This window comes from Streptomyces sp. NPDC003691, assembly GCF_053981115.1.
Genome location: NZ_JBSFNQ010000012.1, coordinates 93,979 through 117,875, shown reverse-complemented (window position 1 = coordinate 117,875; position 23,897 = coordinate 93,979). Strand labels below are relative to the sequence as shown.

The window sequence follows — 23,897 nt, the reverse complement described above, 5'->3', positions numbered from 1 at the left end:
GACCGGTGCGTTTTCCGGGCCGCCTGCGGCCTGCTCCCCGGGCCGTTTCCGGGTGATAAGGGGGGTATTCGGGATTCGTGTCGGTGGCATGGGTTACGGTTCGAAGAGTTCACAGAGAAGACATCAGCAGGAACAAGGGCGGGACATGAACAAGTCCATATGGAGGCGTGCGGGCCTCTCCCTGACGGCGGTCGCCGTTATCGCCGGTGTGTCGGCGTGCGGCGGCGACGACAAGAAGGACGGCGCGGAGGGCAAGCTCCAGTCCGGCGCCGAGCTCACCAAGGTCCTCAAGGCTTCGTACAAGAAGACCGAGGAGGCCAAGTCGGCGAAGGTCGACATGGTGATGAACATGCCGAAGTCGAAGGAGTTCGACGGCGGCGGCGAGACGAAGATCACCGGCGTCATGGGTTGGGACCCGATGGCGATGGACATGACGGTTTCCGGTGCCGACTTCGCGGCGGCCGCCGGTGCTCCCGAGCAGTTCCGCATGGTGTGGGTCGACAACGTCATGTACATGGACGCCGGTGCCGAGCTTGCCAAGGAGATGGACGGCAAGCGCTGGATGAAGATTGACCTGGCCGCCGCGGCGAAGCAGTCCGGTGACGCGGCGATGCAGAAGCAGCTCACCAACAGCCTGGACAGCATGGACCAGAGCCCGGCCGAGCAGATCGCGATGCTGCTGGAGTCCAAGAGCATCAAGCACGTCGGCGCGGTCAAGCTGAACGGCGTCGACACCCAGCACTACAAGGGCACGATCTCCCTGGAGGAGATGGTGGCCAACAACGAGTCCCTGGTGCTGAATAAGCAGGAGCGGGCTCAGCTCGTCAAAGGTCTGAAGGACGCCGGGATCACCTCCTACGCCACCCAGATGTGGGTGAACAAGGACGGTCTGCCGGTGAAGACCGATATGACGATGACGACGAAGGAGGGTCCGATCACGACGGTCGCGAACTACTCCGACTACGGCGCCAAGGCCTCTGTGACGCCTCCGCCGGCCAACGAGACCTTCGACCTCGCGCAGGTCATGAAGGAGGCCGCCGACGCAATGAAGGCCATGAAGGAGGCCGGGGTCACCCCGTAAGGGACCGTCCCCGCGCCGCCGGCCGGTGTCCCGGCCGGCCCCGGCTCCGGTGAACCGCCTCCCGTCCGGCCCCGGACGGGAGGCGATTTGCTTTCGCCCGATTCCGTCGCGTACGCTCCTGGGGAAGCCAAAGACCGCTGGTTGTTGCCGCGTGCTCGTAAGAGGGTGCGGCGGCCGAAGGATCCGCTAGCTGCGGACGGCCCGCGCAGGTGACTGTGGAGAAGCTCCCGGATTTCCGTCCGGTCGAGCTACGCCCCGTGCACCTGTGCCGGGGCGTTTCGTTTTGCCCAGTTTCCTCCTTCGGGTCCGCGCGGTCCTCATCACCCGGAAGGAGGCCGACGCTCATGGCTAGGCCCGACAAGGCTGCCGCGGTAGCCGAGCTGGCGGACCAGTTCCGCGGCTCGAACGCCGCCGTGCTGACCGAGTACCGGGGTCTCACCGTGGCGCAGCTCAAGCAGCTCCGCCGTTCGCTCGGTGAGAACGCCCAGTACGCCGTGGTGAAGAACACGCTGACCAAGATTGCGGCCAACGAGGCCGGGATCTCCTCGCTCGACGACCTGTTCAACGGTCCGACGGCAGTTGCCTTCATCACCGGTGACCCGGTGGAGTCGGCGAAGGGTCTTCGTGACTTCGCCAAGGACAACCCCAACCTGATCATCAAGGGCGGTGTCCTTGACGGTAAGGCGCTGTCCGCCGATGAGATCAAGAAGCTCGCGGACCTCGAGTCCCGCGAGGTTCTGCTCGCCAAGCTGGCGGGCGCCATGAAGGGCAAGCAGTCGCAGGCTGCCTCCCTCTTCCAGGCGCTCCCGTCGAAGCTCGTCCGCACCGTGGACGCGCTCCGTGCCAAGCGCGACGAGCAGGGCGGTGCCGAGTAACTCGGCTCGCGCATTGACCACCGCGCCGTGCGGTGGTCGCAGCGGGCCGATCGTACGCCCGCCTCTATGTACATCCGGCACCAGCCGAATTAGTGGAAGGACGCCATCATGGCGAAGCTCAGCCAGGACGACCTGCTCGCGCAGTTCGACGAGATGACCCTCATCGAGCTCTCCGAGTTCGTCAAGGCCTTCGAGGAGCGCTTCGACGTCACCGCCGCCGCGGCCGCCCCGGTCGTCGTCGCGGGTGGTGCCGCCGGTGGCGCCGCCGCCGAGGTCGAGGAGCAGGACGAGTTCGACGTCATCCTCACGGGCGCCGGCGAGAAGAAGATCCAGGTCATCAAGGTCGTGCGTGAGCTGACCTCCCTGGGTCTGAAGGAGGCCAAGGACCTCGTCGACGGCACCCCGAAGGCGGTCCTCGAGAAGGTCGCCAAGGACGTTGCCGAGAAGGCCGCCGAGTCCCTCAAGGCCGCCGGCGCCGGCGTCGAGGTCAAGTGACTCGAAGCCTCCGCAGACCGCTTCTGACGGCGTTCCGACGCCGTGAGGACACTGTGAGGCTCGTCTCGTCTTCCGTCAGGACGTAACGGGACACCGCCGAAGGGCGATCACCCAACCGGGTGGTCGCCCTTTGTCGTATCCGTGACGGCCGGGCCGTGGCGGCTTGCGCCGGGGCCCGCGGCGAGTATGGTGATCATCTCCGTACGCCGTCTCCGGCAGGACGGCGGGATCCGGACACGGGCGGCGCAGCACCGTGGCGGCCGGTGCGCCGTAGGAGGCCGTGCGTCCCGGGCAGTGGCGGTTCGGCCGCAGGTCCGGGGCAGGGGGCCTTGACGAACCGCACGCAGCGCGCAATTCTCAGGACGCGTCGTCACAACCGATCCGGATCCGAGGCATGGATCGGTTGCCGAGTGGGCAGTATCGATGTGCGCCTCCCGGGCGCGAGGGCGTAGCGGAGATGAGAACAACGAGGGCAGCGAGGGTCTCGAAAAGCCCGCACTGGACATCAGTGTGCCAAGTGGCTACACTGACCCTTTGCGCTGCCTGTTAACTGCCTCCTGCCCGTCACCAGGGGCATCCCCTCGCATGAGCACAGTGGGCCGAGCCACCCCTGACCTGGGGTTTCTCAGTCCTTGCCCGGCTTGGGACCGGTACGCGCGTAGTGAGTCCGAGCCCTCGGAAGGACCCCCTCTTGGCCGCCTCGCGCAACGCCTCGACCGCGAATACGAACAACGGCGCCAGCACCGCCCCGCTGCGCATTTCCTTTGCAAAGATCAAAGAGCCCCTTGAGGTTCCGAACCTCCTCGCGCTCCAGACCGAGAGCTTCGACTGGCTGCTCGGCAATGCCGCGTGGAAGGCTCGGGTCGAGGCGGCCCTGGACAGCGGACAGGACGTCCCCACCAAGTCCGGTCTGGAAGAGATCTTCGAGGAGATCTCCCCGATCGAGGACTTCAGCGGGTCGATGTCGCTGACTTTCCGCGACCACCGCTTCGAGCCTCCGAAGAACTCGATCGACGAGTGCAAGGAGCGCGACTTCACCTTCGCCGCCCCGCTCTTCGTCACCGCGGAGTTCACCAACAACGAGACCGGCGAGATCAAGTCCCAGACGGTCTTCATGGGTGACTTCCCCCTGATGACCCACAAGGGCACCTTCGTGATCAACGGCACCGAGCGTGTCGTCGTGTCGCAGCTGGTGCGCTCGCCGGGTGTCTACTTCGACTCCAACATCGACAAGACGTCCGACAAGGACATCTTCACCGCCAAGATCATCCCGTCCCGGGGTGCCTGGCTGGAGATGGAGATCGACAAGCGCGACATGGTCGGTGTCCGTATCGACCGCAAGCGCAAGCAGTCCGTCACCGTCCTGCTGAAGGCGCTCGGCTGGACCACCGAGCAGATCCTGCAGGAGTTCGGCGACTACGAGTCCATGCGCGCCACCCTGGAGAAGGACCACACCCAGGGCCAGGACGACGCGCTGCTCGACATCTACCGCAAGCTGCGCCCGGGCGAGCCGCCCACCCGTGAGGCCGCGCAGACGCTGCTGGAGAACCTCTACTTCAACCCCAAGCGCTACGACCTGGCCAAGGTCGGCCGCTACAAGGTCAACAAGAAGCTGGGCGCGGACGAGCCGCTGGACGCGGGCGTCCTGACCACCGACGACGTCATCGCCACCATCAAGTACCTGGTGAAGCTGCACGCCGGCGAGGTCGAGACGGTCGGTGAGAACGGCAGCCAGATCGTCGTCGAGACCGACGACATCGACCACTTCGGCAACCGTCGTCTGCGCAATGTCGGCGAGCTGATCCAGAACCAGGTCCGTACGGGTCTCGCCCGTATGGAGCGCGTCGTGCGCGAGCGCATGACCACCCAGGACGTCGAGGCGATCACGCCGCAGACCCTGATCAACATCCGGCCGGTCGTCGCCTCCATCAAGGAGTTCTTCGGCACCAGCCAGCTGTCGCAGTTCATGGACCAGAACAACCCGCTGTCGGGTCTCACCCACAAGCGCCGTCTGTCGGCGCTCGGCCCGGGTGGTCTCTCGCGTGAGCGGGCCGGCTTCGAGGTCCGTGACGTGCACCCCTCGCACTACGGCCGCATGTGCCCGATCGAGACCCCCGAAGGCCCGAACATCGGTCTGATCGGCTCGCTCGCCTCCTACGGCCGGGTCAACGCGTTCGGCTTCGTCGAGACGCCGTACCGCAAGGTCGTCGACGGCCGGGTCAGCGACGAGGTCGACTACCTGACCGCCGACGAAGAGGACCGCTTCGTCATCGCCCAGGCGAACGCGACGCTCAACGACGAGCTGCGCTTCACCGAGGCCCGGGTACTGGTCCGCCGCCGTGGCGGCGAGGTCGACTACGTCCCGCCGGCCGAGGTCGACTACATGGACGTCTCGCCGCGCCAGATGGTGTCGGTCGCGACCGCCATGATCCCCTTCCTGGAGCACGACGACGCCAACCGTGCCCTCATGGGCGCGAACATGATGCGCCAGGCCGTTCCGCTGATCACGGCCGAGGCGCCGCTGGTCGGCACCGGCATGGAGTACCGCTGCGCCGTCGACGCCGGTGACGTGATCAAGGCCGAGAAGGACGGTGTGGTCCAGGAGGTCTCCGCGGACTACATCACCGTCGGCAACGACGACGGCACCTACACCACCTACCGGGTGGCCAAGTTCTCCCGCTCGAACCAGGGCACCTCGGTCAACCAGAAGGTCATCGTCGCCGAGGGCGACCGGGTCATCGAGAGCCAGGTCCTGGCCGACGGCCCGGCCACCGAGAACGGCGAGATGGCGCTCGGCAAGAACCTGCTGGTCGCGTTCATGCCGTGGGAGGGCCACAACTACGAGGACGCGATCATCCTGTCGCAGCGCCTCGTGCAGGACGACGTCCTCTCCTCGATCCACATCGAGGAGCACGAGGTCGACGCCCGTGACACCAAGCTGGGCCCCGAGGAGATCACCCGGGACATCCCGAACGTCTCCGAGGAGGTCCTCGCCGACCTCGACGAGCGCGGCATCATCCGGATCGGTGCCGAGGTCGTCGCCGGTGACATCCTCGTCGGCAAGGTCACCCCCAAGGGCGAGACCGAGCTGACCCCCGAGGAGCGCCTGCTCCGCGCGATCTTCGGCGAGAAGGCGCGCGAGGTCCGTGACACCTCCCTCAAGGTGCCCCACGGCGAGATCGGCAAGGTCATCGGCGTCCGCGTCTTCGACCGCGAGGAGGGCGACGAGCTGCCGCCCGGCGTCAACCAGCTGGTCCGGGTCTACGTGGCCCAGAAGCGCAAGATCACCGACGGTGACAAGCTGGCCGGCCGCCACGGCAACAAGGGCGTCATCTCCAAGATCCTGCCGATCGAGGACATGCCGTTCCTGGAGGACGGCACCCCGGTCGACATCATCCTCAACCCGCTCGGCGTCCCGTCCCGGATGAACCCGGGACAGGTCCTCGAAATCCACCTCGGCTGGCTGGCCAGCCAGGGCTGGAAGGTCGAGGGCAACGAGGAGTGGATGGAGCGGCTGAAGGCGATCGGCGCGGACGACGTCCGCCCCGGCACCAATGTCGCCACCCCGGTCTTCGACGGCGCCCGCGAGGACGAGATCGCCGGTCTCTTCGAGTCGACGATCCCCAACCGCGACGGTGACCGCATGGTCCTGCCGTCCGGCAAGGCGCGGATGTTCGACGGCCGCTCCGGCGAGCCGTTCCCGGACCCGATCTCCGTCGGGTACATGTACATCCTCAAGCTCCACCACCTGGTCGACGACAAGCTGCACGCCCGGTCGACCGGCCCGTACTCGATGATCACCCAGCAGCCGCTGGGTGGTAAGGCCCAGTTCGGTGGCCAGCGCTTCGGTGAGATGGAGGTGTGGGCGCTGGAGGCTTACGGCGCCGCTTACGCCCTCCAGGAGCTGCTGACCATCAAGTCCGACGACGTCACCGGTCGCGTGAAGGTCTACGAGGCCATCGTCAAGGGCGAGAACATCCCCGAGCCCGGCATCCCCGAGTCCTTCAAGGTGCTCATCAAGGAGATGCAGTCCCTGTGCCTCAACGTGGAGGTGCTGTCCTCGGACGGTATGTCCATCGAGATGCGCGACACCGACGAGGACGTCTTCCGTGCCGCGGAAGAGCTCGGCATCGACCTGTCCCGGCGCGAGCCGAGCAGCGTCGAAGAGGTCTGACGGGTCCGGCCGGGGCCCCTCACGGGCCCCGGCCGCTGCCCCCAGGACTCCGTACAGACCACTGAGAGACACAACCCTGAGAGGGATTGACGCATAGTGCTCGACGTCAACTTCTTCGACGAGCTTCGGATCGGCCTGGCCACCGCTGACGACATCCGTCAGTGGTCGCACGGCGAGGTGAAGAAGCCCGAGACCATCAACTACCGCACCCTGAAGCCCGAAAAGGACGGACTCTTCTGCGAGAAGATCTTCGGTCCGACCCGGGACTGGGAGTGCTACTGCGGCAAGTACAAGCGCGTCCGCTTCAAGGGCATCATCTGTGAGCGCTGTGGCGTCGAGGTCACCCGCGCCAAGGTGCGCCGTGAGCGGATGGGCCACATCGAGCTGGCCGCCCCCGTCACCCACATCTGGTACTTCAAGGGCGTTCCCTCGCGCCTGGGCTACCTGCTGGACCTGGCGCCGAAGGACCTCGAGAAGGTCATCTACTTCGCCGCGTACATGATCACGTTCGTGGACGAGGAGCGCCGCACCCGCGACCTGCCCTCGCTGGAGGCGCATGTCTCCGTCGAGCGCCAGCAGATCGAGAACCGCCGCGACGCCGATGTCGAAGCCCGGGCCAAGAAGCTCGAGTCCGACCTGGCCGAGCTGGAGGCCGAGGGCGCCAAGGCCGATGTGCGCCGCAAGGTGCGCGAGGGCGCCGACCGCGAGATGAAGCAGCTCCGCGACCGCGCCCAGCGCGAGATCGACCGCCTCGACGAGGTGTGGAACCGCTTCAAGAACCTCAAGGTCCAGGACCTCGAGGGCGACGAGCTGCTCTACCGCGAGCTGCGCGACCGCTTCGGCACCTACTTCGACGGTTCGATGGGCGCCGCCGCCCTGCAGAAGCGTCTGGAGTCGTTCGACCTGGACGAGGAGGCCGAGCGCCTCCGCGAGATCATCCGGACCGGCAAGGGCCAGAAGAAGACCCGTGCGCTCAAGCGCCTCAAGGTCGTCTCCGCCTTCCTCCAGACCAGCAACAGCCCCAAGGGCATGGTCCTGGACTGCGTCCCGGTCATCCCGCCGGACCTCCGTCCGATGGTGCAGCTCGACGGTGGCCGTTTCGCCACCTCCGACCTGAACGACCTGTACCGCCGGGTCATCAACCGGAACAACCGTCTGAAGCGTCTGCTCGACCTCGGTGCCCCCGAGATCATCGTGAACAACGAGAAGCGGATGCTCCAGGAGGCCGTCGACGCGCTGTTCGACAACGGCCGCCGCGGCCGCCCGGTGACGGGCCCCGGCAACCGTCCGCTGAAGTCCCTGAGCGACATGCTCAAGGGCAAGCAGGGCCGTTTCCGTCAGAACCTCCTCGGCAAGCGCGTGGACTACTCCGCGCGTTCCGTGATCGTCGTCGGCCCCCAGCTCAAGCTGCACCAGTGCGGTCTGCCGAAGGCCATGGCGCTGGAGCTCTTCAAGCCGTTCGTGATGAAGCGCCTGGTCGACCTGAACCACGCGCAGAACATCAAGTCGGCCAAGCGCATGGTCGAGCGCGGCCGCACCGTCGTGTACGACGTCCTCGAAGAGGTCATCGCCGAGCACCCGGTGCTGCTGAACCGTGCGCCCACGCTGCACCGTCTGGGCATCCAGGCCTTCGAGCCGCAGCTGGTCGAGGGCAAGGCCATCCAGATCCACCCGCTCGTCTGCACCGCGTTCAACGCGGACTTCGACGGTGACCAGATGGCCGTCCACCTGCCGCTGTCGGCGGAGGCCCAGGCCGAGGCCCGCATCCTGATGCTGTCCTCGAACAACATCCTCAAGCCGGCCGACGGCCGTCCCGTCACCATGCCCACCCAGGACATGGTGCTCGGCCTCTTCTTCCTCACCACGGACGAGGAGGAGCGGGAGGTCCGCGGCGAGGGCCGTTCCTTCGGCTCGACCGCCGAGGCGATCATGGCGTTCGACGCCCGTGAGCTGTCCCTCCAGGCCAAGGTCGACATCCGCTTCCCGGTGGGCACCATCCCGCCGCGCGGCTGGACGCCTCCGGCCGACGACGACAGCGAGGGCTACGGCACCTCGTGGCAGCAGGGCGACAGCTTCCGGCTGAAGACGACCCTCGGCCGGGCGCTCTTCAACGAGCTGCTCCCCGAGGACTACCCCTTCGTCGACTACTCCGTCGGCAAGAAGCAGCTCTCCGAGATCGTCAACGACCTCGCCGAGCGCTACCCCAAGGTCATCGTGGCGGCGACGCTCGACAACCTGAAGGCGGCGGGCTTCTTCTGGGCCACCCGTTCCGGCGTCACCGTCGCCGTTTCGGACATCGTGGTCCCGGAGGCGAAGAAGGGCATCGTCGCCTCGTACGAGGCCAAGGACGAGCGGATCCAGAAGCAGTACGAGCGCGGCCTGATCACCAAGCAGGAGCGCACGAACGAGCTCATCGACAACTGGACCCGCGCGACCAACGAGGTCGCCGACGCGATGAACGCGAACTTCCCGAAGACCAACCCCATCTTCATGATGGTGGACTCGGGTGCTCGTGGAAACATGATGCAGATGCGTCAGATCGCCGGTATGCGTGGTCTGGTGTCCAACGCCAAGAACGAGACGATTCCGCGTCCCATCAAGGCGTCGTTCCGTGAGGGCCTGTCCGTGCTGGAGTACTTCATCTCCACGCACGGTGCCCGTAAGGGTCTCGCCGACACCGCCCTGCGTACCGCCGACTCGGGTTACCTGACCCGTCGTCTGGTGGACGTCTCGCAGGACGTGATCATCCGCGAGGAGGACTGTGGCACCGAGCGCGGTCTGAAGCTGCGGATCGCCGAGCGCGGCGCCGACGGTGTGCTGCGCAAGGCCGAGAACGTCGAGACGTCTGTCTACGCCCGGATGCTCGCCGAGGACGTCGTCGTCGACGGCCGGGTCATCGCGCCCGCCAATGTCGACCTGGGCGATGTGCTCATCGACGCGCTGGTCGGCGCGGGCGTCGAGGAGGTCAAGACCCGCTCGGTCCTGACCTGTGAGTCCGCGGTCGGCACCTGTGCCTTCTGCTACGGCCGTTCGCTGGCCACCGGCAAGCTGGTCGACATCGGTGAGGCGGTCGGCATCATCGCCGCCCAGTCCATCGGTGAGCCCGGTACCCAGCTCACGATGCGTACCTTCCACACCGGTGGTGTGGCCGGTGACGACATCACGCAGGGTCTGCCGCGAGTCGTCGAGCTCTTCGAGGCCCGTACGCCCAAGGGTGTCGCCCCGATCTCGGAGGCGGCCGGCCGCGTCCGGATCGAGGAGACCGAGAAGACCAAGAAGCTCGTCGTCACCCCGGACGACGGCAGCGACGAGACGGCCTTCCCGATCTCGAAGCGTGCCAAGGTCCTGGTGCACGAGGGCGACCACGTCGAGGTCGGCCAGCCGCTGACCTTCGGTGCGACCAACCCGCACGACGTGCTGCGGATCCTCGGCCAGCGGGCCGTCCAGGTCCACCTGGTCGGCGAGGTCCAGAAGGTCTACAACTCGCAGGGCGTGTCGATCCACGACAAGCACATCGAGATCATCATCCGGCAGATGCTGCGCCGGGTGACGATCATCGAGTCCGGCGACGCGGAGCTGCTGCCCGGCGAGCTGGTGGAGCGGTCGAAGTTCGAGACCGAGAACCGCCGTGTGGTCACCGAGGGCGGTCACCCCGCCTCCGGCCGTCCGCAGCTCATGGGTATCACCAAGGCCTCGCTCGCCACCGAGTCGTGGCTGTCGGCGGCGTCCTTCCAGGAGACGACCCGGGTGCTCACCGACGCGGCGATCAACGCCAAGTCGGACTCCCTGATCGGCCTCAAGGAGAACGTCATCATCGGTAAGCTCATCCCGGCCGGTACGGGCCTCGCCCGCTACCGCAACATCCGGGTCGAGCCGACCGAGGAGGCCAAGGCCGCGATGTACTCGGCCGTCGGCTACGACGACATCGACTACTCGCCGTTCGGCACCGGCTCCGGCCAGGCCGTTCCGCTGGAGGACTACGACTACGGTCCGTACAACCAGTGAGGCGTGGCGGCGGCCCGGGCCGGGCCGCCGCGCGATGAACGAGACGAAGGGCGGTCACCCCGTGCGGGGTGACCGCCCTTCGGGCTGTCCGGGGGGTATCCCTCTCACCAGGACCGCAGCGTCGTGGTGAGAACCGTGCCGGTCAGCGACCGGCGAGCTGCCAGAGGGTCAGGGCCAGACCGCCGGTCGCCGTGAGCGCGGCGAGACTGGCGAGGGGCCAGCGGGCGCGCTCCAGGGAGTCCAGCCGGGACTCCATGTCGGCCAGTTGTTTGTCGGTCTGGTCGCTGCGCTGGACCAGCAGGGCGAGGGAGCCGTCGACCCGGGCGAAACCGGCTTCCAGGGTGCCGCGGAGCCGTTCCAGCTCCACCGCGACGCCGAGCCCGGCGCCGGGCGGGATCCGGGGGTCAGTTCCGGCCATCGGCGGCGCCTTCCGGAGCGGTCCGGGAGCGGTGGCCGCGGAGCCCGGCCGGCAGCAGCCGTTCTACGGATTCGAGCGCCATGATCCTGGTCAGCGCGCCCGAGACGGCCAGGGCGGCCGCCACCCAGGGCAGGGTGGCGGGCAGCCCGGACGCATCGACGACCGCGGGCAGGGCCACGGCGATACCGGCCGCGGTCTGGAGGACCGTACGGACGGTCCGCCGGTTGGCTTCGGACATGCCGCCTCCTTGAGGTGCGGGGCCATGGAGTGGCCGGAGTGGCGGGCCGTACCGGCAGCGGAGGGCCGTCCGCCCGGCAGTTCGGCGGTCCGGTCGCCGGACCGGTCGCCGGTCCGGGCCGACGGCCCTCCGCGGGGTACGGCTCACGGGGTGCGGGGGACCTTCAGGGAGTTCCAGGAGGCGGGGCCGGGCCAGCCGTCGGCGTCGGCACCCCGGAATCCGAGCTTCCGTTGCCAGCGGGCGTACGAGCGGCGGTCCGCCTCGCTCCAGCGGGGTCCGGGCCCGACGGCGTACTCCCCGCAGCCCTCTGCCACCAGCCGCCGGCCCATGGCGGTGATCACGGGGGAGCTGGGGGCGGCCTTGAAGAAGGCCGTACCGGGGAACGGGTGGTGGCGGGGGCCGCCGGGTGCCGGAGGCTTCGCGGGACCGCCGGGTTTCGCGGGCCCGGTGGGCTTGGACGCCAGGCGGCGGGCGATCCGGGTGCGCAGTTCCGGCATGGTGAAGCCGCGGGGGTCGATCTTCCGGTCCGACCACTCCAGATGCCCGATCACGCTCTTCGCCGTCCAGCCGTGGGCCCGGCAGAGGGCGGCCGAGGCCCGTTCGACCGCGTCGAGCTGGGCGGCGGGCCAGGGGTCCTTGCCGTCGCCGCGGTTGACGCACTCGAAGCCGTAGAAGTGAACGTTGCCGTCCACGGCGCCCGCGCTGCCCTGGTGCTCGTTGGTGGCCGGCGGGCGGGTGCCGTAGCTCTCGTCCGCCACGGCTTTCCGTACGTCGGGGTCGCCGCCGCCGGCGTGGTTGGCGCGGCCGTTGCCGACCAGATGGACGCTGCCGTCCTTGGCGATCACGGCATGGCAGAGCGGGCCGGGCAGGGTGGAGTGCCCCCGGAAGCACAGGTCGACCGAGGCCTCGGTGCCGGAGGAGACGGTGTGGTGGACCATCACTCCGTACACCGGGCCCCAGGCACCCGCGTGGTTGCGGTGGTTGGTGCGCCAGCCCGGCCGCTCGACGACCGCGAGGCCCTCGGCGCGCAGGGCGGCGACCAGGCGGTCCGCGGTCAGCGGGGTGGCCATGGGGTCTCCTTGCGTACGGTGCGGGTGGGTGCGGGGTCGGGCGGGCCCGCCGGGTTCGCGGGGACGCCGGTCATGACGGGAGGCCCTCCGCGTAGAGCACGCCCACGGCCGCCCCCGCGCCGCCCGCGGTGACCCGCCCCTCGACGCACAGGGTGCTCCGGGCCTCCGTGGCCCCGCCGGGCACGAAGATCACCTCCTGGGTGACGGCGGCCCCGGCGGCGGTGACGACCGGACTCGACGAGACGGTCGTCCCGTCGGCCGCCAGGACCCGGACCAGGGCCTCCACGGTGGTGCCGGGACCGGCCTCCACCCGGAGCCCGACGGCGATCCGCGGGTACGGGAGGTGGACGCTGCTCTGGAGGACCCGGGTCCACCCGGCCGAGGTGACGGGGGCCGGGGCCGGGTGGAGCGGGATCGGGGTGTCCGGGAGGGCCGGGGCACCGCCGGAGGTGCCGGCGGCGGCCGCCGCCGGACCGGTGGCCGCGGTGAGCGCGGGCCGGGTCCCGGCGGCCAGCGACACCCGGTCCAGCCGGCGCCGCAGATCGTGGATCAGGTCGACGAGGTCTTCGGGGAGCATGGGCATCAGCGGCGCTCCAGAAAGAGTTCGGCGGTCTCCGGACGGCCGCGCTGGGGCGGGGTGATCTTGATTCCGACCACGCGGTAGCGGCCCTCGAATCCCTCCGGGTGCCATTCGTCGGTGATCCGCAGCCGGACGAACCGGCCGAGCAGCTGCGGCGGCAGGGGGATGCGCTCGTCGAGCCGGACGGTGACCTCGGGGACGACGACGGTGCCGGCGGCCCTCTGGAGCAGATACCGGGCGTGTCTCAACAGCCGGCCGGGCCAGATGACCTGCGGAAGATCGGCACTGAGGTCGATCTGCGGCCAGCCCTCGGCGATCAGGTCCCGGGCGACGAGAACCGGCGAGACGATCTGACGGGCCTCCACGTTCGGGTTCCGCTCGATGGTGCCGCCCCGCACCCGGGCATGGGTGCCGCCGCGGGTGGCGTCCCGGGGGAAGGAGTAGCCGAGGACCGATCCGGGACGGTCGAGAACGAGGTCCTCGCCGCCGTGCTCCAGCCGGGGGCTGCCCAGCCGGAGCCGCTTGGTCCGCATGCCGGTGACGGGGTCCCGGCTGACCTCGATGTAGTGCTCGAAGCCGTTCTCGGCGTCGGCGATCTCCCGCAGCGCGTCGTCGACGACGGTCTCGTCGGTGGAGCGCCAGGAGACCTCCAGCATCTCCCCGGACCTCTCCTCGCCCACGACGACGCCGATGTCACCGCCCTCGGACTCCTGCATGTAGTTCCACAGGTCCCGGGCGAAGGCGAGTTCGTCCTGCTCGCCGACGGAGACGAAGTCGCGCCGGATCCTCCGCCGGGCGGCGTACGAATCGAAGGTCGCGGCCTGGATGGTGAGGGACATCGACCCCTTGTCGTCCGAGGTGAGGGTCGTGGTCCAGAGGATCCCGCCCCACCACAGGTCCCCGCCGCGCTCCAGATAGACCGCGGTCCGGCCCTCCTGGAGGGCGCGGGCGCGGGCCGCTGTCGCGGCGTCGGGGACGGGGAGCGTGCCGGTGAGGGAGCCCGTACGGCCGATGTAGTCGTCGACCTGGACGTCCCGCAGCGGGAGGGAGTCGAGGACGCGGTCGGTCCGCAGATCGCAGAACAGCACCCGGTAGGGGCTGACGGCGGTCACGCGGGGGCCACCGCTTCGTAGGTGCCGCTGCCGACGATGTAGTCGTTGACCTTCCAGCTGAAGGGGTACGCGGCGTCGACGATGCCGACGGATCCGGTGTTGCCGCCGCGCAGCTTGCCCGAGCTCAGCTCGATCTCGAAGTAGCTGGTGCTGGTGAGCCGGATCCGCCCGACGGCACGGTCGGACACGGTCGGCAGCTGGTCCTCGGCCTGGTGCAGTTCGACGAAGCCGGCACTGTGGGTGGCCCTGGCCGCGGGAACCGGGAGGCTGAAGCGCCAGTTCGGGTTGCCGGTGCGGAAGTTGGTGGTGGTGCCGAAGACCACCCGGAAGTTGAAGTGGACGGTCGGGCCGTCCTGTACGTACCGGCAGTCCACGACGGCGTTGCCGTACGAGGGGTTGGTGCCGGTCGCCGCGGTCCATGCCGGGGTCCACGAGCGCCAGACCGGCGGCAGGGGGTAGGGCTGCCAGGTGCCGTTGGTGCCTCCGGTCCACCGTTCCAGCCGGTCGCCGTTGTCGCGGTACTGGCCCTTGTACAGCCCGTTGAAGCCGCCGGTGGGCACGATGCCGCCGAGCGCAGCGGTCGGGTAGCGGCGGTTCTCGACGGCCGTTCCCCAGTTGACCGACGCCGCGTTCCGGTCGACCGTGACGGTGAAGAGCGGCAGGGCGTTCGGCGGGGTCTCCGGCTCCTGCGGTCCGGTGACGGCCGTCGGGCCCTGCACCACCTTGATCACGCCACGGGTGGCACCCGAGGCGTCGTAGGGGGCGTCCTCGACGACCAGGACGATACGGTCCTTGCGCATACCGTCCGGGCTGCCCGGGGCCAGGGTGACGATCTCCGGTTCCACCACGGCGACCAGGTAGGAGCCCTGCCGGGCCGAGGTCTGGATGACGGCCCGGCCCGGCATGATCCGGCACTGGAGGGCATTGACCCCTTCGAGTTCGAGGCCGCCGGGGACGACTCCGCCACGGGAGGAGAGCTGTCCGGTGGGGGTCAGCAGGGCGGACGTGGCCAGCCGGGTGTCCTCCTGTGTCTGTCCGGTGGGGGCGTGCCATACGGTGCGGATGGTCATCGGGTACTCCTCTGGAGGTCGTGGTGGTCGGTGCGGCGTGCCGCGGGGGTCACCATTCGGCGCTGCGCCAGCGGACGGCGAGGGTGGCGGCGGGTGTCGACGAACGCGGCCGGTAGGTGACCTCGTTGACACCGGGCTCCAGCGTGAACAGCTCCTCGGGGCTGCTGTCGGGCGCGGCGGTGTGGCGCCGGGACGCGGTCTCGTTGAGCGTCACCGCGCCGCTGGAGGTGTCGACGGTGAGGACGTCGTCCTCGCCCAGGTCGACGAGGTAGCGCAGGGTGCGTCCGGTCAGCCGGTTGGTGATCACGGGGTTGGAGCAGGGGCCGCGGAGGGTGAGGACCGGGTGACTGGGCGCGCTGCCGTCGTTGACGACCGTGAGATCGCCGGTGACGGATGCGGCGCCCCAGTCGAGCGGCCAGCTCAGGGGCCAGTTCAGACCGGTGGCCGGCTGGGGTGCCCCGGTGGTCAGGGAACGGGCCTCGACGGTGTAGCGGCGGGGGTCGGTGGCCACCCACTGCACGGTGACCCGGCCGACGCCCTGGGCGAGCAGACCGCGGTCGGCGGGCAGGACGCGCTGGCTGATCCGGGCCCGCACGGCCAGGGTCTCGCCGTGGACCCGTACCGCCAGCCACTGCTCGGTGTGCCGGAGCCCGAAGGCGCGGCGCAGCGTGCGGAGGGTGTCGGCCGGGTCGCTGCCGGGCGCGGGCAGCAGCCAGATCTGGCCGCCGATCCGGCGGGGGCGGGCGTACTGGGTGCCGGGCCAGGAGCCGTGGGTGGTGGGGCGGTCGGCGTCGGTGGTGTCGGCCTCCGGTAGGTCCTCCCAGCCGGTCAGTCCCTGGCGGTCGATCTCGTACGGGGTGCCGGGGCCGAGCAGCAGTTCGCCCCACTGGACCTGCCCGTCGAGGCTGATCAGTGAGGCGGGTGCGGAGCCGGTGCCGGTGTCGGGGTTGAGGGGTGGGGCGGGTGTGGCCATGGGGCCGTCACCTCCGGTGCGGAGTCGGTGGGTGCGCGGCAGTGCGCGGCCGTGTGCGGGACGGCGGCCGGTGTGCGGGACGGCGGCCGGTGCCGCGCGGTACGGGCCGGGCCGGTGGTCGCGCGGTACGGGACGGGGCCTGGCGTCGCGCCGGCCCGGGGCGTATCCCCGGGCGGGATGCGGGGTCTACGCGGCGCGGGCGAGGAACAGCAGCTCGTCGGCGATCTCGTACGCACCGGCGCCGACAGGTTCGTGGAAGCTCTCCACCCGGCAGGGCCGCCGTACGCCCCGCGCATCCCGGCCGTCCGGTTCCGCGGCCCGCAGCCCGGCGACGTCGCCGAGCGGGGTGATGGAGCCCGGGAGGGCGCCGTGCGGCGGGCTGACCAGGCCGCCTTCGGCGAGAAAGCTGGTGATCTTCTTGCCGATGGCCTTGGGGTCGAAAAGCTTCTTGAAGTCGATGTTCTCCCAGGCGTCGATCAGCCATTCGGCGAACCTGGCCGGTGCCTGGAGGATTCCGCCGAAGAACCCCAGGCCCCTGCGGACCGAGTCGGCCATGCTCCGCAGGGTGTCGGCCGTGGCGTCCTTCACCTCGTCGAACACCGGCGGCAGCTTGTCGTCCAGCCATGCGCGGACCGGCTCGACAACGGCCTTGATGCCGTCCCAGGGGTCCTTGAAGAGCTTGCCGAGGCCGCTGGTCGCCTTCCGGATGCCCTCGCGGGCGTTGTTGAAGGCGTCCTTGACATCCCTCCCGATGGAGCCGATGGGGTCCACGATCCGCCTGCGGACGAAGTCGATTCCGTCGGCGACGGCGGCGCGGGCCTTCGAGACGAGCGGGAACACATTCTTCCTGACCCACTCGAAGCCCTCTTGGAGCTTGTCGAAGCCCTTCTTGACAAGGCGCTGTCCCTGCTCCGAGTTGAGGGCGAAGTCGATGATGATGTCGATGAGGACGACGGCGGCGACGGCGGCCGCGCCGAACGGATTGGACTGCATGCCGACGCTGATCGCGGCCATGGCGACGGCACCCGCGGTCAGCCCGATCCCGAGCCCGGTGAGCAGCGGGGACATGATGCCCATGACCGTGCCGAGCGGTCCGACGATCCTGCTGAAGCCGCCCCCGCCGTCGGCCAGGCTCTTCGCCGCCCGGCCGGACGACCGGGACCGTTCCCGGACGGCCCTGAGCTTCTCGGCGGCGATACCGGAGTTCCGGCCGACGGCCCTGACCGGTGCGGTGGACGGAGTTGCCCGGGACTTGAGGCCGGCCACCGCCGATCCGGTTTCCCGGGCCGCGTTCCGCACCTTGTCGGCCGCGCTGCCGATCCCGCCGATGCGCTGGACCGCGGTCCGGACGGCGCCGGTGGACTGGCTGTGCCAGTTCCGCAGGGTGTTCATCGGCGTGCTCACCCCGGCGAGGGGATGGCCGCCGCGGGAGGCGGCGATCGCGCTCATCCTCGGGCCTTCGCCAGGAACATCAGGGCCTTGGCCGTCGACCGGGGATCGCCGGCGGGCGCCGCGTGGTAGTGCTCGATATGGAACCCGGGCCCGGTGTCTCCCTGGGCGCGGGCGGTCAGCGCGGTGCGCCGCAGCAGCCGGTTCAGCTTGGACAGCGGCAGTACGGCCTCGGCCTCACCGGCCTCGGCGATGATCGCCGGTACGCCGCCGGCCCGGGGCGCCACGACTCCGCCCTCGGCGAGCCTGGGGATCCTGGGGATGTCCGGAATCGACTTCCCGCCGATGCCGGGGACCCAGTCGGGGACCTTGAAGTCGAACGAGTTGACCTTGTCGATGGCCCGGTTGATGATGCCGATGACATCGTTGATCGGGCCTTTGACAGCGTCTTTGATCTTGCCGAAGGTATCGCTCGCGGTCTTCTTCAGGCCGCCCCACTTCTTTCCCAGCTCGTCCTTGACATGCTGGAAGACCTTCGGGATCTTGTCGATAAAATCGGTCACGGGCTTGATATGGCCCCTGATCTTGCCCCAGATCTCCTTGACGTTGTCCCGGGCCTTCTTGAGGGGGTCCTCGATACGCTTCTTGACGCTCTCGAAGCCGTCCTTGACGAACTTCTTGATTTTTCCGACGATGTCCGAGACCTTGTCCCGGGCCTTGTCGAACGTGTCCTTGACGCGTTTGCCGAAGTCCTTGATGATCGGGCCGACTTTTTTCCAGACGTCCTCGACGACCTTCTTGACGGCGTCGAAGGCCTTCTTGAGGATTTTCCGCATGCCCTCCGACTCGGTCGCCATCTGGACGACCTTCTCGATGAGCGGCATGAAGAGGTCGAGAAGCCGGGTGAAGACATTGCCCTTCATGGACGTGTTGAGCCCGTCCATGCCCTTTTTGGCGTTGTCGGCCCCGCCCTTGAACTTGCCGATGTTGGTGCCGCCGGTCTGACCGGCCTTGCCGGCGTTGCCGACGGACTTCTCGGCGCTGTCGGCCCGGTCCTTGAGGGTCTTGAGCTGCGAAGCGGCCTGTCTGGCCGCGTCCCGGAGCTTCTTGACCCCGCCTTCGCTGTTCTGTGCGCCGTTCTTGAGGTTTCCGGCGGCGCGGTTGGCGTCGTCGGACTTCGTCTTGAAGTCCTTGAGCGAACTGTTGGCGCTGTTCAGCGCTTTGACCAGAGACATAGAGGTCTCCTCTGCGGTGATATGGGTCGCGCGACACGGCTCAAGGAGCCAGCGCCCGGGTCAGGGCGGTGACCTGCCGCTGGAGACTGTCGAGAGAAGGCGGGGCGACCGGCCCCTGTTGCCCGGCGGCGAGCTGGCCACCGGTTCGTCGCGCCGCCCCGGCACCACGGGCCAGTTTGTCCTCCAGCTTGTTCAGCCGCTTGTCGGTGTTCAGGCTCTCCAGCCGGTTGAGGCGCGTTCTGATGTTGACGAGCTCTCTTTCGGCCCGGTCCATGACGGTTCGATAGGTCTGGTTGGGGCCGAGCGCGAATCTGGCGTTCTGGACCGCCTCCCGGCCGGCCGGCCCGGGATTGCGGGCCCGGATTCTGGCACCCCGCCTGCGTGCGATAGGGGTGAGCACCCTTTCGTAGAGGGGGCGCTTGATGTGGTTGTTGACCTGGGCGGTGAGGTCGAGGAGCGCCAGGTCGATCTTGAGGAACATGGCGCCGAGCATGGGCCAGAAGAGGAATTCCCACTCCTTGAACCACATCGGCTTGGTCCCGAACTTGTCCGCGGTCGCATCGTCGACGTACTTCTTGGTGGCCAGCTCGTCCTTGTTCTTGAAGCCCAGGGCCTCCGGACGGACGTCGGAGATATGCAGAACCGAAATGAGGGACGCGGTGTCGGCCTTGCCCTCCAGCGCCTGCCGGATCTCCCGTATCTGTTGTGCCGCGGATGTGTTGTCGTTTGTCATGACGGCTCCCGTGGGTCAGCCGAAGAAGCGCGCCAGCTCGGCGGGGCCGGGTGGCGCCGCGGAGGCTGTCGGCTGTGAGGGCGCCCCCGGAGCCGGGGAGTCCAGGGAGTCCTCGGCGCTGTCCGGGGGGAGTTGCGGCCTGGGCACCGGTTCCGGCTGATCCGGCGGCTCGTCCGAGTTGACGCAGGTGTACATCCAGTTGGCGATCGCCAGATGGTCCACCGCCGCCGCCAGCAGGTAGTCGGTCATGGACCAGTCCGCCGACTCGCCGTTGACCTCCCGGCTGACCGCGCTGTCCCGCGGCAGATGCTTGACCAGTGCCAGCAGCCGGCGCGAGGAGAGGTCACCGCGGTGCCAGTCGAGCAGGTCCAGGTGGTAGTACCGCAGCAGGTCGGCTTCGAGTGCCTCGGCGTGTTCTTCGACGAACTCGACGAGGCTCAGTCTTCCCCCAGGCCGAGCCCGGTCTCCTTGCCGTAGGCGTTCAGGACCGCGGCGATGTCCTGGAGGGTGATCTCGTGCTTCGCGAACCGGGCGAACTGCTCCTTGCCCATCAGCAGCGCCAGCAGGCCGTCGACGTCGTTGTCGTCCAGCTTCTGCATCGCCTTGGCGGTGGCCCGGGTCAGCTCGGTGGGCAGGTCGAAGGTCTCGCCGTCGATCCCGAAGGACCAGGTGCGGCCGGCCGCCTCCTGGCGCTGGGCGCGGGCGGCGTTGACGTCGAAGTTGGCCATGGGTTCCTCCTGCGAAGGGTGGGTGTGGTGGTGAGGGAGCGGGCGGGGACGGCCCGCGGAAGGCCGTCCCCGCCCGGTGCCGGGGTGTTACGGGGTGACGGGCGGCGACGCGTACGCCGGGTCCTTCATGAAGAAGGTGGCCAGCGGGGCGGTCGCGCCCTGGGAGAGCGCGGTGAAGGTGACCCCGAGCGACGCGGCCGACTTGCGGGCCAGCTTCACGTCGTCGGCGGCCGTCACCTGGCCGCGGGGGATGACGAACCGGTAGGTGATGTCCTTGCCGTCGGTGAACTCCAGGCCGAGGGCCCGCTCGTCGAACGTCGGACCGTCCGGAATGTCCAGGCTGTAGACGCCGGAGTTGGGGGCGCCGACTGTCTTGACGTCGCCCTTCGAGCCGCCGATGAAGAACGGCAGGGTGTTCTCGTTGAACTGGAGCATCGCGAACTTCAGGGTGAGATCGCGGTCCGAGTAGACGAAGCGGGCCGGGCTGATGGCCTGCCAGGTCTCCACCGGGTCCAACTTGTCCTTCTTGGCGAAGGTGACGCCGTCGGTCGTGGTGTAACCGAGGTCCGTCCAGGCGGCGCTCCAGTCGGCCGCGGGGTTGGCGGAGAAGGTGGTGGGCGCCGTCGCGCCGACCGCGCCGACGAGGACGCGGCCGGTGCCCGCGACGCGGATCTCGGACGAGTTGCCTGCCATGAACACTCCTTGGGTGTGATGGGTGCCCGGACCGGGGACGGTCCGGGCGGGGTGCCGCGGATACGGCACAGGCCCCGCCCGGAGGGGGCGAGGCCTGGTCTGTGGGTGGGGGGGAGGGGCGGGTCAGTTGGTGCGTACGGTCATCCGGAGTACGCACTGGTAGCGGTTGGCTCCCGCGTACACGAAGTCCGGCTGCCACCGCGGACCGTCGGCTTCGGCGACATCGGTGATGAGCGAGGTGCCGACGGCGAGTCCGCGGGAGCGGAGCAGTACGGCGCGGGCCGCGTTGGTCAGGACATGCGCGGACGTCTTGTCCGGCCCGTAGACCTCCAGTTCGATCAGTGGCTGGTCGACATGGAGGTCCTCGACCCAGGCACCGCCCCGGCGGGAGACGATCACGGCTCGCTGGGTGCCGTTGAACCCGGCGGGCGGGGTCTCGTCGACCACCGCGCCGCCCAGTTCGGGCCGGTTGCGCAGCAGGTCCACGACGATGGCCTCGATATCGGGGAAGGTGCTCGGGACGGGTGTGCTCATGACGGATTCACTCCTCTTCGTACGAGCGGGTGCGCACGGTGCACGGACGGCGGCCGTGCCGCGGCGTCCGGTGTGTGCGTACGGCCGTCCCGGCGGCCTGCCCGGCGGGAACCGGCATGGAACAGCGGCGGAGCCGGGCCCGGGAGGGGCATCCGGAGGGAGGGATGCGGGCACAGCTCCGCCGCTGCACCTATTGTGATCGACTGCGCGCGAGCGCGCAACCAAAACGTGCGGGCGCGCACCAAAAAGGCGGCCACCCCGTGGTGCGGGGTGGCCGCCTCTGGTCTGCGGGCGGGGGTACGGCTCCGGGGTACGGCCGCCGGGACCGGAGCTCTCGGGGGTGCCGCCTGGTGGGGCCGGCCCCGCGCGGCTGCGGCGGTCAGCGGCGTCTGGTGGCGCGTTCCGCCGCGAAGACGTCCTCCAGCCGGTAGAGCCCGGCGCGGCCCCGGCGTCCGGCCGGGGCCAGATGGCCGAGCTGGACCCACTTGCGGATGGTCGCCGGAACGACCCCGGCCTCCGCGGCGGCCAGCGCGCCGGTGATCAGCGGCCCCGGGGCGCGGCGGGCCACCGGCCCCCCGGCCTGTATCGCGGTCATCGGCGGGCGCCTTCCGCCGCCGCGTCCATCGCCGCGGAGACCGCCCGCCAGTCCGTCCCGGGAGAGGCCCCGGGCGGGGTGCCGCCGGCCGCCTCGTGCCAGCTGTGGCGGTGCGCCGGATCCGTACCGCAGGGGCAGTCGCCCGACCCGCAGCGACAGCCCGGGTTCACACAGAGCACCGCGCGCCGGTCCGGGAAGGCCCGCAGCGACACCGAGTCGCACCAGGGGCAGTGTCCGCCGACCCGTACCACCGGCTCCGGATCGCCGAGTGCCCTGCCGCACCGGCCGGTCATCCGCCGCGCCTCGTCGCGGATGTGCTCCGCGAGATCGGGGTGCGCGTCGACCTCGCCCAGCAGTGAGGCGATCCTGGCCAGTCGCTGCGGGACCCGGGCGTGCCGGGGGCGGCCGAGCCGGAGCCGGTCGTGCACCGCCTCGTCCAGTTCGACGACGCCGTCGGTGATGTCACGGACGGCGTCCGAGACATGCAGGCGCAGGGGGACGGACGGCTGGCCGGGCGCCGGGCGTCCGGCGCCGATCGCGGCGGGGGGCCGCCGGCCGGGGGCCAACTCCGTCAGCAGCTCGGGGAACCGGCGGTGGAGCGTCTCGATCCAGACGGCTGCGTCCTGCGTGGCCGTGTTCAACAGTGCCTCCTGCTCGTGGGGGTCCGGTTCGAGCCCGGGGCCGTGCGATGGCGCCTACCGCTTCGGCGGGCGAGGGGTGCCGCGGATGCGTTGACTTCGAGTACGTCTGGGTAAGAAGAAGTGAATGGGCGCTTCATGCCGACCAGATGAGCCTCTCGGAGGGGTCGCTTCCCGCGTTAGCGTGCGATGGCGCAACATAATGGCCGCGCAGCCGGACCAGTCGTCCGTTACGCCACAGGCGCCCGCCGCTGACGCCGTCGAAGAAGCTCTCGGCCGGGGCTACCGACTCCTCGCACCGGCGGGCCACCGGGCAGCGCTGACAGGCTTGCAGCGCAGGTCGAGCCTCTGACTCCCGACGCGCGAAGATGATCTGCGGCGGCAGTCCGGCGCAGGCGGCCGCGGTGCGCCAGCGCGGCGAGGCGGATGATTCGGGCACGGGCATGCGGCGCCTCCTGGCGTGCGGCGGGAGTGTTGCGACCCCGCACGATGGCATGTTGCGAGTGCGCCCGCAACTAACTTCGGCGTCAGATGCCGGACGCGCCCGGCGACACGGGGCAGTGGGAGTGCGCAATCACGTAATTCCTTGCGCGCAAGCGCGATAGTCTGAGGGTCGCTTCGGAGGGAGGCGACCCGAATATGACAACCAGTGGCCTGGAACCGTTCGCCACCTGGATCGAAGACCTCATCCGCCGCCGTGGATACGACATCGACAGCCCGCGCGGCGGCGGGAAGTCGCGGCTGGCCGACGAGGCCGGGGTGCACCGCGCGGCCATCACCCGGCTGCTCCAGCGGCAGTCCATGCCGGACCTGGAGACCACCCGGCGGCTCGCGCACGTCCTCGACGTGCCGGTACGGGACATGCTGATCCGCTCCGGCCGGCTCACCGAGGACGAGCTGCCGCTTCCGCAGACCCCGGAGGCCGGTGCCGCACCGGTGCTGGGAGAGCGTCGGCTGACGCTGGAGGAGGCGGCCGCGGGGCTCGGTGTGCCCGCCGACCAGCGCGAGATGTTCATCCGGGTGGCGGGCCAGTTCCTGCCGCCGGAACCGGCCCGGCGCCGCGCCCCGATGGCCAAGGACTGAACACCGCGCCGCGCTCGCCTCAGGGCGCGGGGCTGCGAGCGGGGCCGGGGCGCACTCGCCGTGACGGCACCCGCCCGGGGCTGCCCGCCGCTGCGGACCGGTGTCCCGGGGCCCCACCGCCCGGCCGTACCGCCCGCCGTGACGGGTGCCGGTGATGAGCGCGGCGGCCCGCTGACGC

General features: G+C 69.6%; 23 protein-coding genes. 6 read left to right on the top strand and 17 right to left on the bottom strand.

Annotated features, from left to right (window positions below):
- Positions 1–145: 145 nt before the first annotated feature.
- The 5 genes from ACWDR0_RS08885 (at position 146) to ACWDR0_RS08865 (ending at position 10,630) form a co-directional block, all read left to right on the top strand.
- Positions 146–1,081, top strand: a complete 936-nt coding sequence (locus ACWDR0_RS08885) for a hypothetical protein (protein WP_456350946.1) — start codon at positions 146–148, stop codon at positions 1,079–1,081.
- A 344-nt stretch (positions 1,082–1,425) separates the two neighbouring features.
- Positions 1,426–1,956: a 50S ribosomal protein L10 gene (gene rplJ / locus ACWDR0_RS08880; RefSeq protein ID WP_456350945.1), complete on the top strand. Its 531-nt coding sequence runs from the start codon at positions 1,426–1,428 to the stop codon at positions 1,954–1,956.
- A gap of 108 nt (positions 1,957–2,064) precedes the next feature.
- The gene (rplL, locus tag ACWDR0_RS08875; RefSeq protein ID WP_384717574.1) at positions 2,065–2,451 is read left to right on the top strand and encodes a 50S ribosomal protein L7/L12; all 387 of its coding nucleotides are present in this window, start codon (positions 2,065–2,067) and stop codon (positions 2,449–2,451) included.
- A 691-nt stretch (positions 2,452–3,142) separates the two neighbouring features.
- On the top strand, positions 3,143–6,625 hold the full coding sequence (rpoB, locus tag ACWDR0_RS08870) for a DNA-directed RNA polymerase subunit beta (protein WP_456350944.1): 3,483 nt from the start codon (positions 3,143–3,145) through the stop codon (positions 6,623–6,625).
- A gap of 96 nt (positions 6,626–6,721) precedes the next feature.
- Positions 6,722–10,630, top strand: a complete 3,909-nt coding sequence (locus tag ACWDR0_RS08865; protein ID WP_456350943.1) for a DNA-directed RNA polymerase subunit beta' — start codon at positions 6,722–6,724, stop codon at positions 10,628–10,630.
- 142 nt (positions 10,631–10,772) lie between these two features.
- Here ACWDR0_RS08865 and ACWDR0_RS08860 read toward each other — a convergent pair whose 3' ends face one another.
- The 17 genes from ACWDR0_RS08860 to ACWDR0_RS08780 form a co-directional block, all read right to left on the bottom strand.
- Positions 10,773–11,048, bottom strand: a complete 276-nt coding sequence (locus ACWDR0_RS08860; protein WP_456350942.1) for a hypothetical protein — start codon at positions 11,046–11,048, stop codon at positions 10,773–10,775.
- The gene (locus ACWDR0_RS08855) at positions 11,035–11,286 is read right to left on the bottom strand and encodes a hypothetical protein (protein ID WP_456350941.1); all 252 of its coding nucleotides are present in this window, start codon (positions 11,284–11,286) and stop codon (positions 11,035–11,037) included. Before ACWDR0_RS08855 ends, ACWDR0_RS08860 begins: the two co-directional genes overlap by 14 nt.
- A 143-nt stretch (positions 11,287–11,429) precedes the next feature.
- The gene (locus ACWDR0_RS08850) at positions 11,430–12,356 is read right to left on the bottom strand and encodes a peptidoglycan-binding protein (protein WP_456350940.1); all 927 of its coding nucleotides are present in this window, start codon (positions 12,354–12,356) and stop codon (positions 11,430–11,432) included.
- 70 nt (positions 12,357–12,426) lie between these two features.
- Entirely contained in the window at positions 12,427–12,939 is a 513-nt protein-coding gene (locus tag ACWDR0_RS08845; protein WP_456350939.1) for a hypothetical protein, read from the bottom strand.
- The gene (locus ACWDR0_RS08840; RefSeq protein ID WP_456350938.1) at positions 12,939–14,048 is read right to left on the bottom strand and encodes a hypothetical protein; all 1,110 of its coding nucleotides are present in this window, start codon (positions 14,046–14,048) and stop codon (positions 12,939–12,941) included. Before ACWDR0_RS08840 ends, ACWDR0_RS08845 begins: the two co-directional genes overlap by 1 nt.
- Complete coding sequence (locus ACWDR0_RS08835; protein WP_456350937.1) at positions 14,045–15,118, bottom strand: hypothetical protein; 1,074 nt, start codon at positions 15,116–15,118, stop codon at positions 14,045–14,047. The genes ACWDR0_RS08840 and ACWDR0_RS08835 overlap by 4 nt, the downstream gene beginning before the upstream one ends.
- 49 nt (positions 15,119–15,167) lie before the next feature.
- The gene (locus ACWDR0_RS08830; protein ID WP_456350936.1) at positions 15,168–16,091 is read right to left on the bottom strand and encodes a phage distal tail protein; all 924 of its coding nucleotides are present in this window, start codon (positions 16,089–16,091) and stop codon (positions 15,168–15,170) included.
- 186 nt (positions 16,092–16,277) lie between these two features.
- A complete protein-coding gene (locus ACWDR0_RS08825; protein WP_456350935.1) occupies positions 16,278–17,540 on the bottom strand; it encodes a hypothetical protein in 1,263 nt (420 codons plus the stop codon).
- Positions 17,537–18,715: a phage tail protein gene (locus ACWDR0_RS08820; protein WP_456350934.1), complete on the bottom strand. Its 1,179-nt coding sequence runs from the start codon at positions 18,713–18,715 to the stop codon at positions 17,537–17,539. The genes ACWDR0_RS08825 and ACWDR0_RS08820 overlap by 4 nt, the downstream gene beginning before the upstream one ends.
- Positions 18,716–18,755: 40 nt before the next feature.
- On the bottom strand, positions 18,756–19,448 hold the full coding sequence (locus ACWDR0_RS08815; protein WP_456350933.1) for a hypothetical protein: 693 nt from the start codon (positions 19,446–19,448) through the stop codon (positions 18,756–18,758).
- A 15-nt stretch (positions 19,449–19,463) separates the two neighbouring features.
- Positions 19,464–19,820 (bottom strand): hypothetical protein, encoded by a 357-nt coding sequence (locus tag ACWDR0_RS08810; RefSeq protein ID WP_456350956.1) that lies wholly within the window; start codon positions 19,818–19,820, stop codon positions 19,464–19,466.
- A 65-nt stretch (positions 19,821–19,885) separates the two neighbouring features.
- Positions 19,886–20,176: a hypothetical protein gene (locus tag ACWDR0_RS08805; protein ID WP_456350932.1), complete on the bottom strand. Its 291-nt coding sequence runs from the start codon at positions 20,174–20,176 to the stop codon at positions 19,886–19,888.
- A gap of 87 nt (positions 20,177–20,263) precedes the next feature.
- Positions 20,264–20,869: a phage tail tube protein gene (locus tag ACWDR0_RS08800; RefSeq protein ID WP_456350931.1), complete on the bottom strand. Its 606-nt coding sequence runs from the start codon at positions 20,867–20,869 to the stop codon at positions 20,264–20,266.
- Between the two features lie 123 nt (positions 20,870–20,992).
- On the bottom strand, positions 20,993–21,403 hold the full coding sequence (locus tag ACWDR0_RS08795) for a hypothetical protein (protein ID WP_456350930.1): 411 nt from the start codon (positions 21,401–21,403) through the stop codon (positions 20,993–20,995).
- 379 nt (positions 21,404–21,782) lie between these two features.
- A complete protein-coding gene (locus ACWDR0_RS08790) occupies positions 21,783–21,998 on the bottom strand; it encodes a hypothetical protein (RefSeq protein WP_456350929.1) in 216 nt (71 codons plus the stop codon).
- On the bottom strand, positions 21,995–22,639 hold the full coding sequence (locus ACWDR0_RS08785) for a hypothetical protein (protein WP_456350928.1): 645 nt from the start codon (positions 22,637–22,639) through the stop codon (positions 21,995–21,997). The genes ACWDR0_RS08790 and ACWDR0_RS08785 overlap by 4 nt, the downstream gene beginning before the upstream one ends.
- 133 nt (positions 22,640–22,772) lie before the next feature.
- Positions 22,773–23,081, bottom strand: a complete 309-nt coding sequence (locus tag ACWDR0_RS08780; protein ID WP_456350927.1) for a WhiB family transcriptional regulator — start codon at positions 23,079–23,081, stop codon at positions 22,773–22,775.
- A 194-nt stretch (positions 23,082–23,275) separates the two neighbouring features.
- On the opposite strand from ACWDR0_RS08780, the gene ACWDR0_RS08775 reads away from it, so the two are divergent.
- A complete protein-coding gene (locus tag ACWDR0_RS08775; RefSeq protein ID WP_456350926.1) occupies positions 23,276–23,719 on the top strand; it encodes a helix-turn-helix domain-containing protein in 444 nt (147 codons plus the stop codon).
- Positions 23,720–23,897 lie beyond the last annotated feature (178 nt).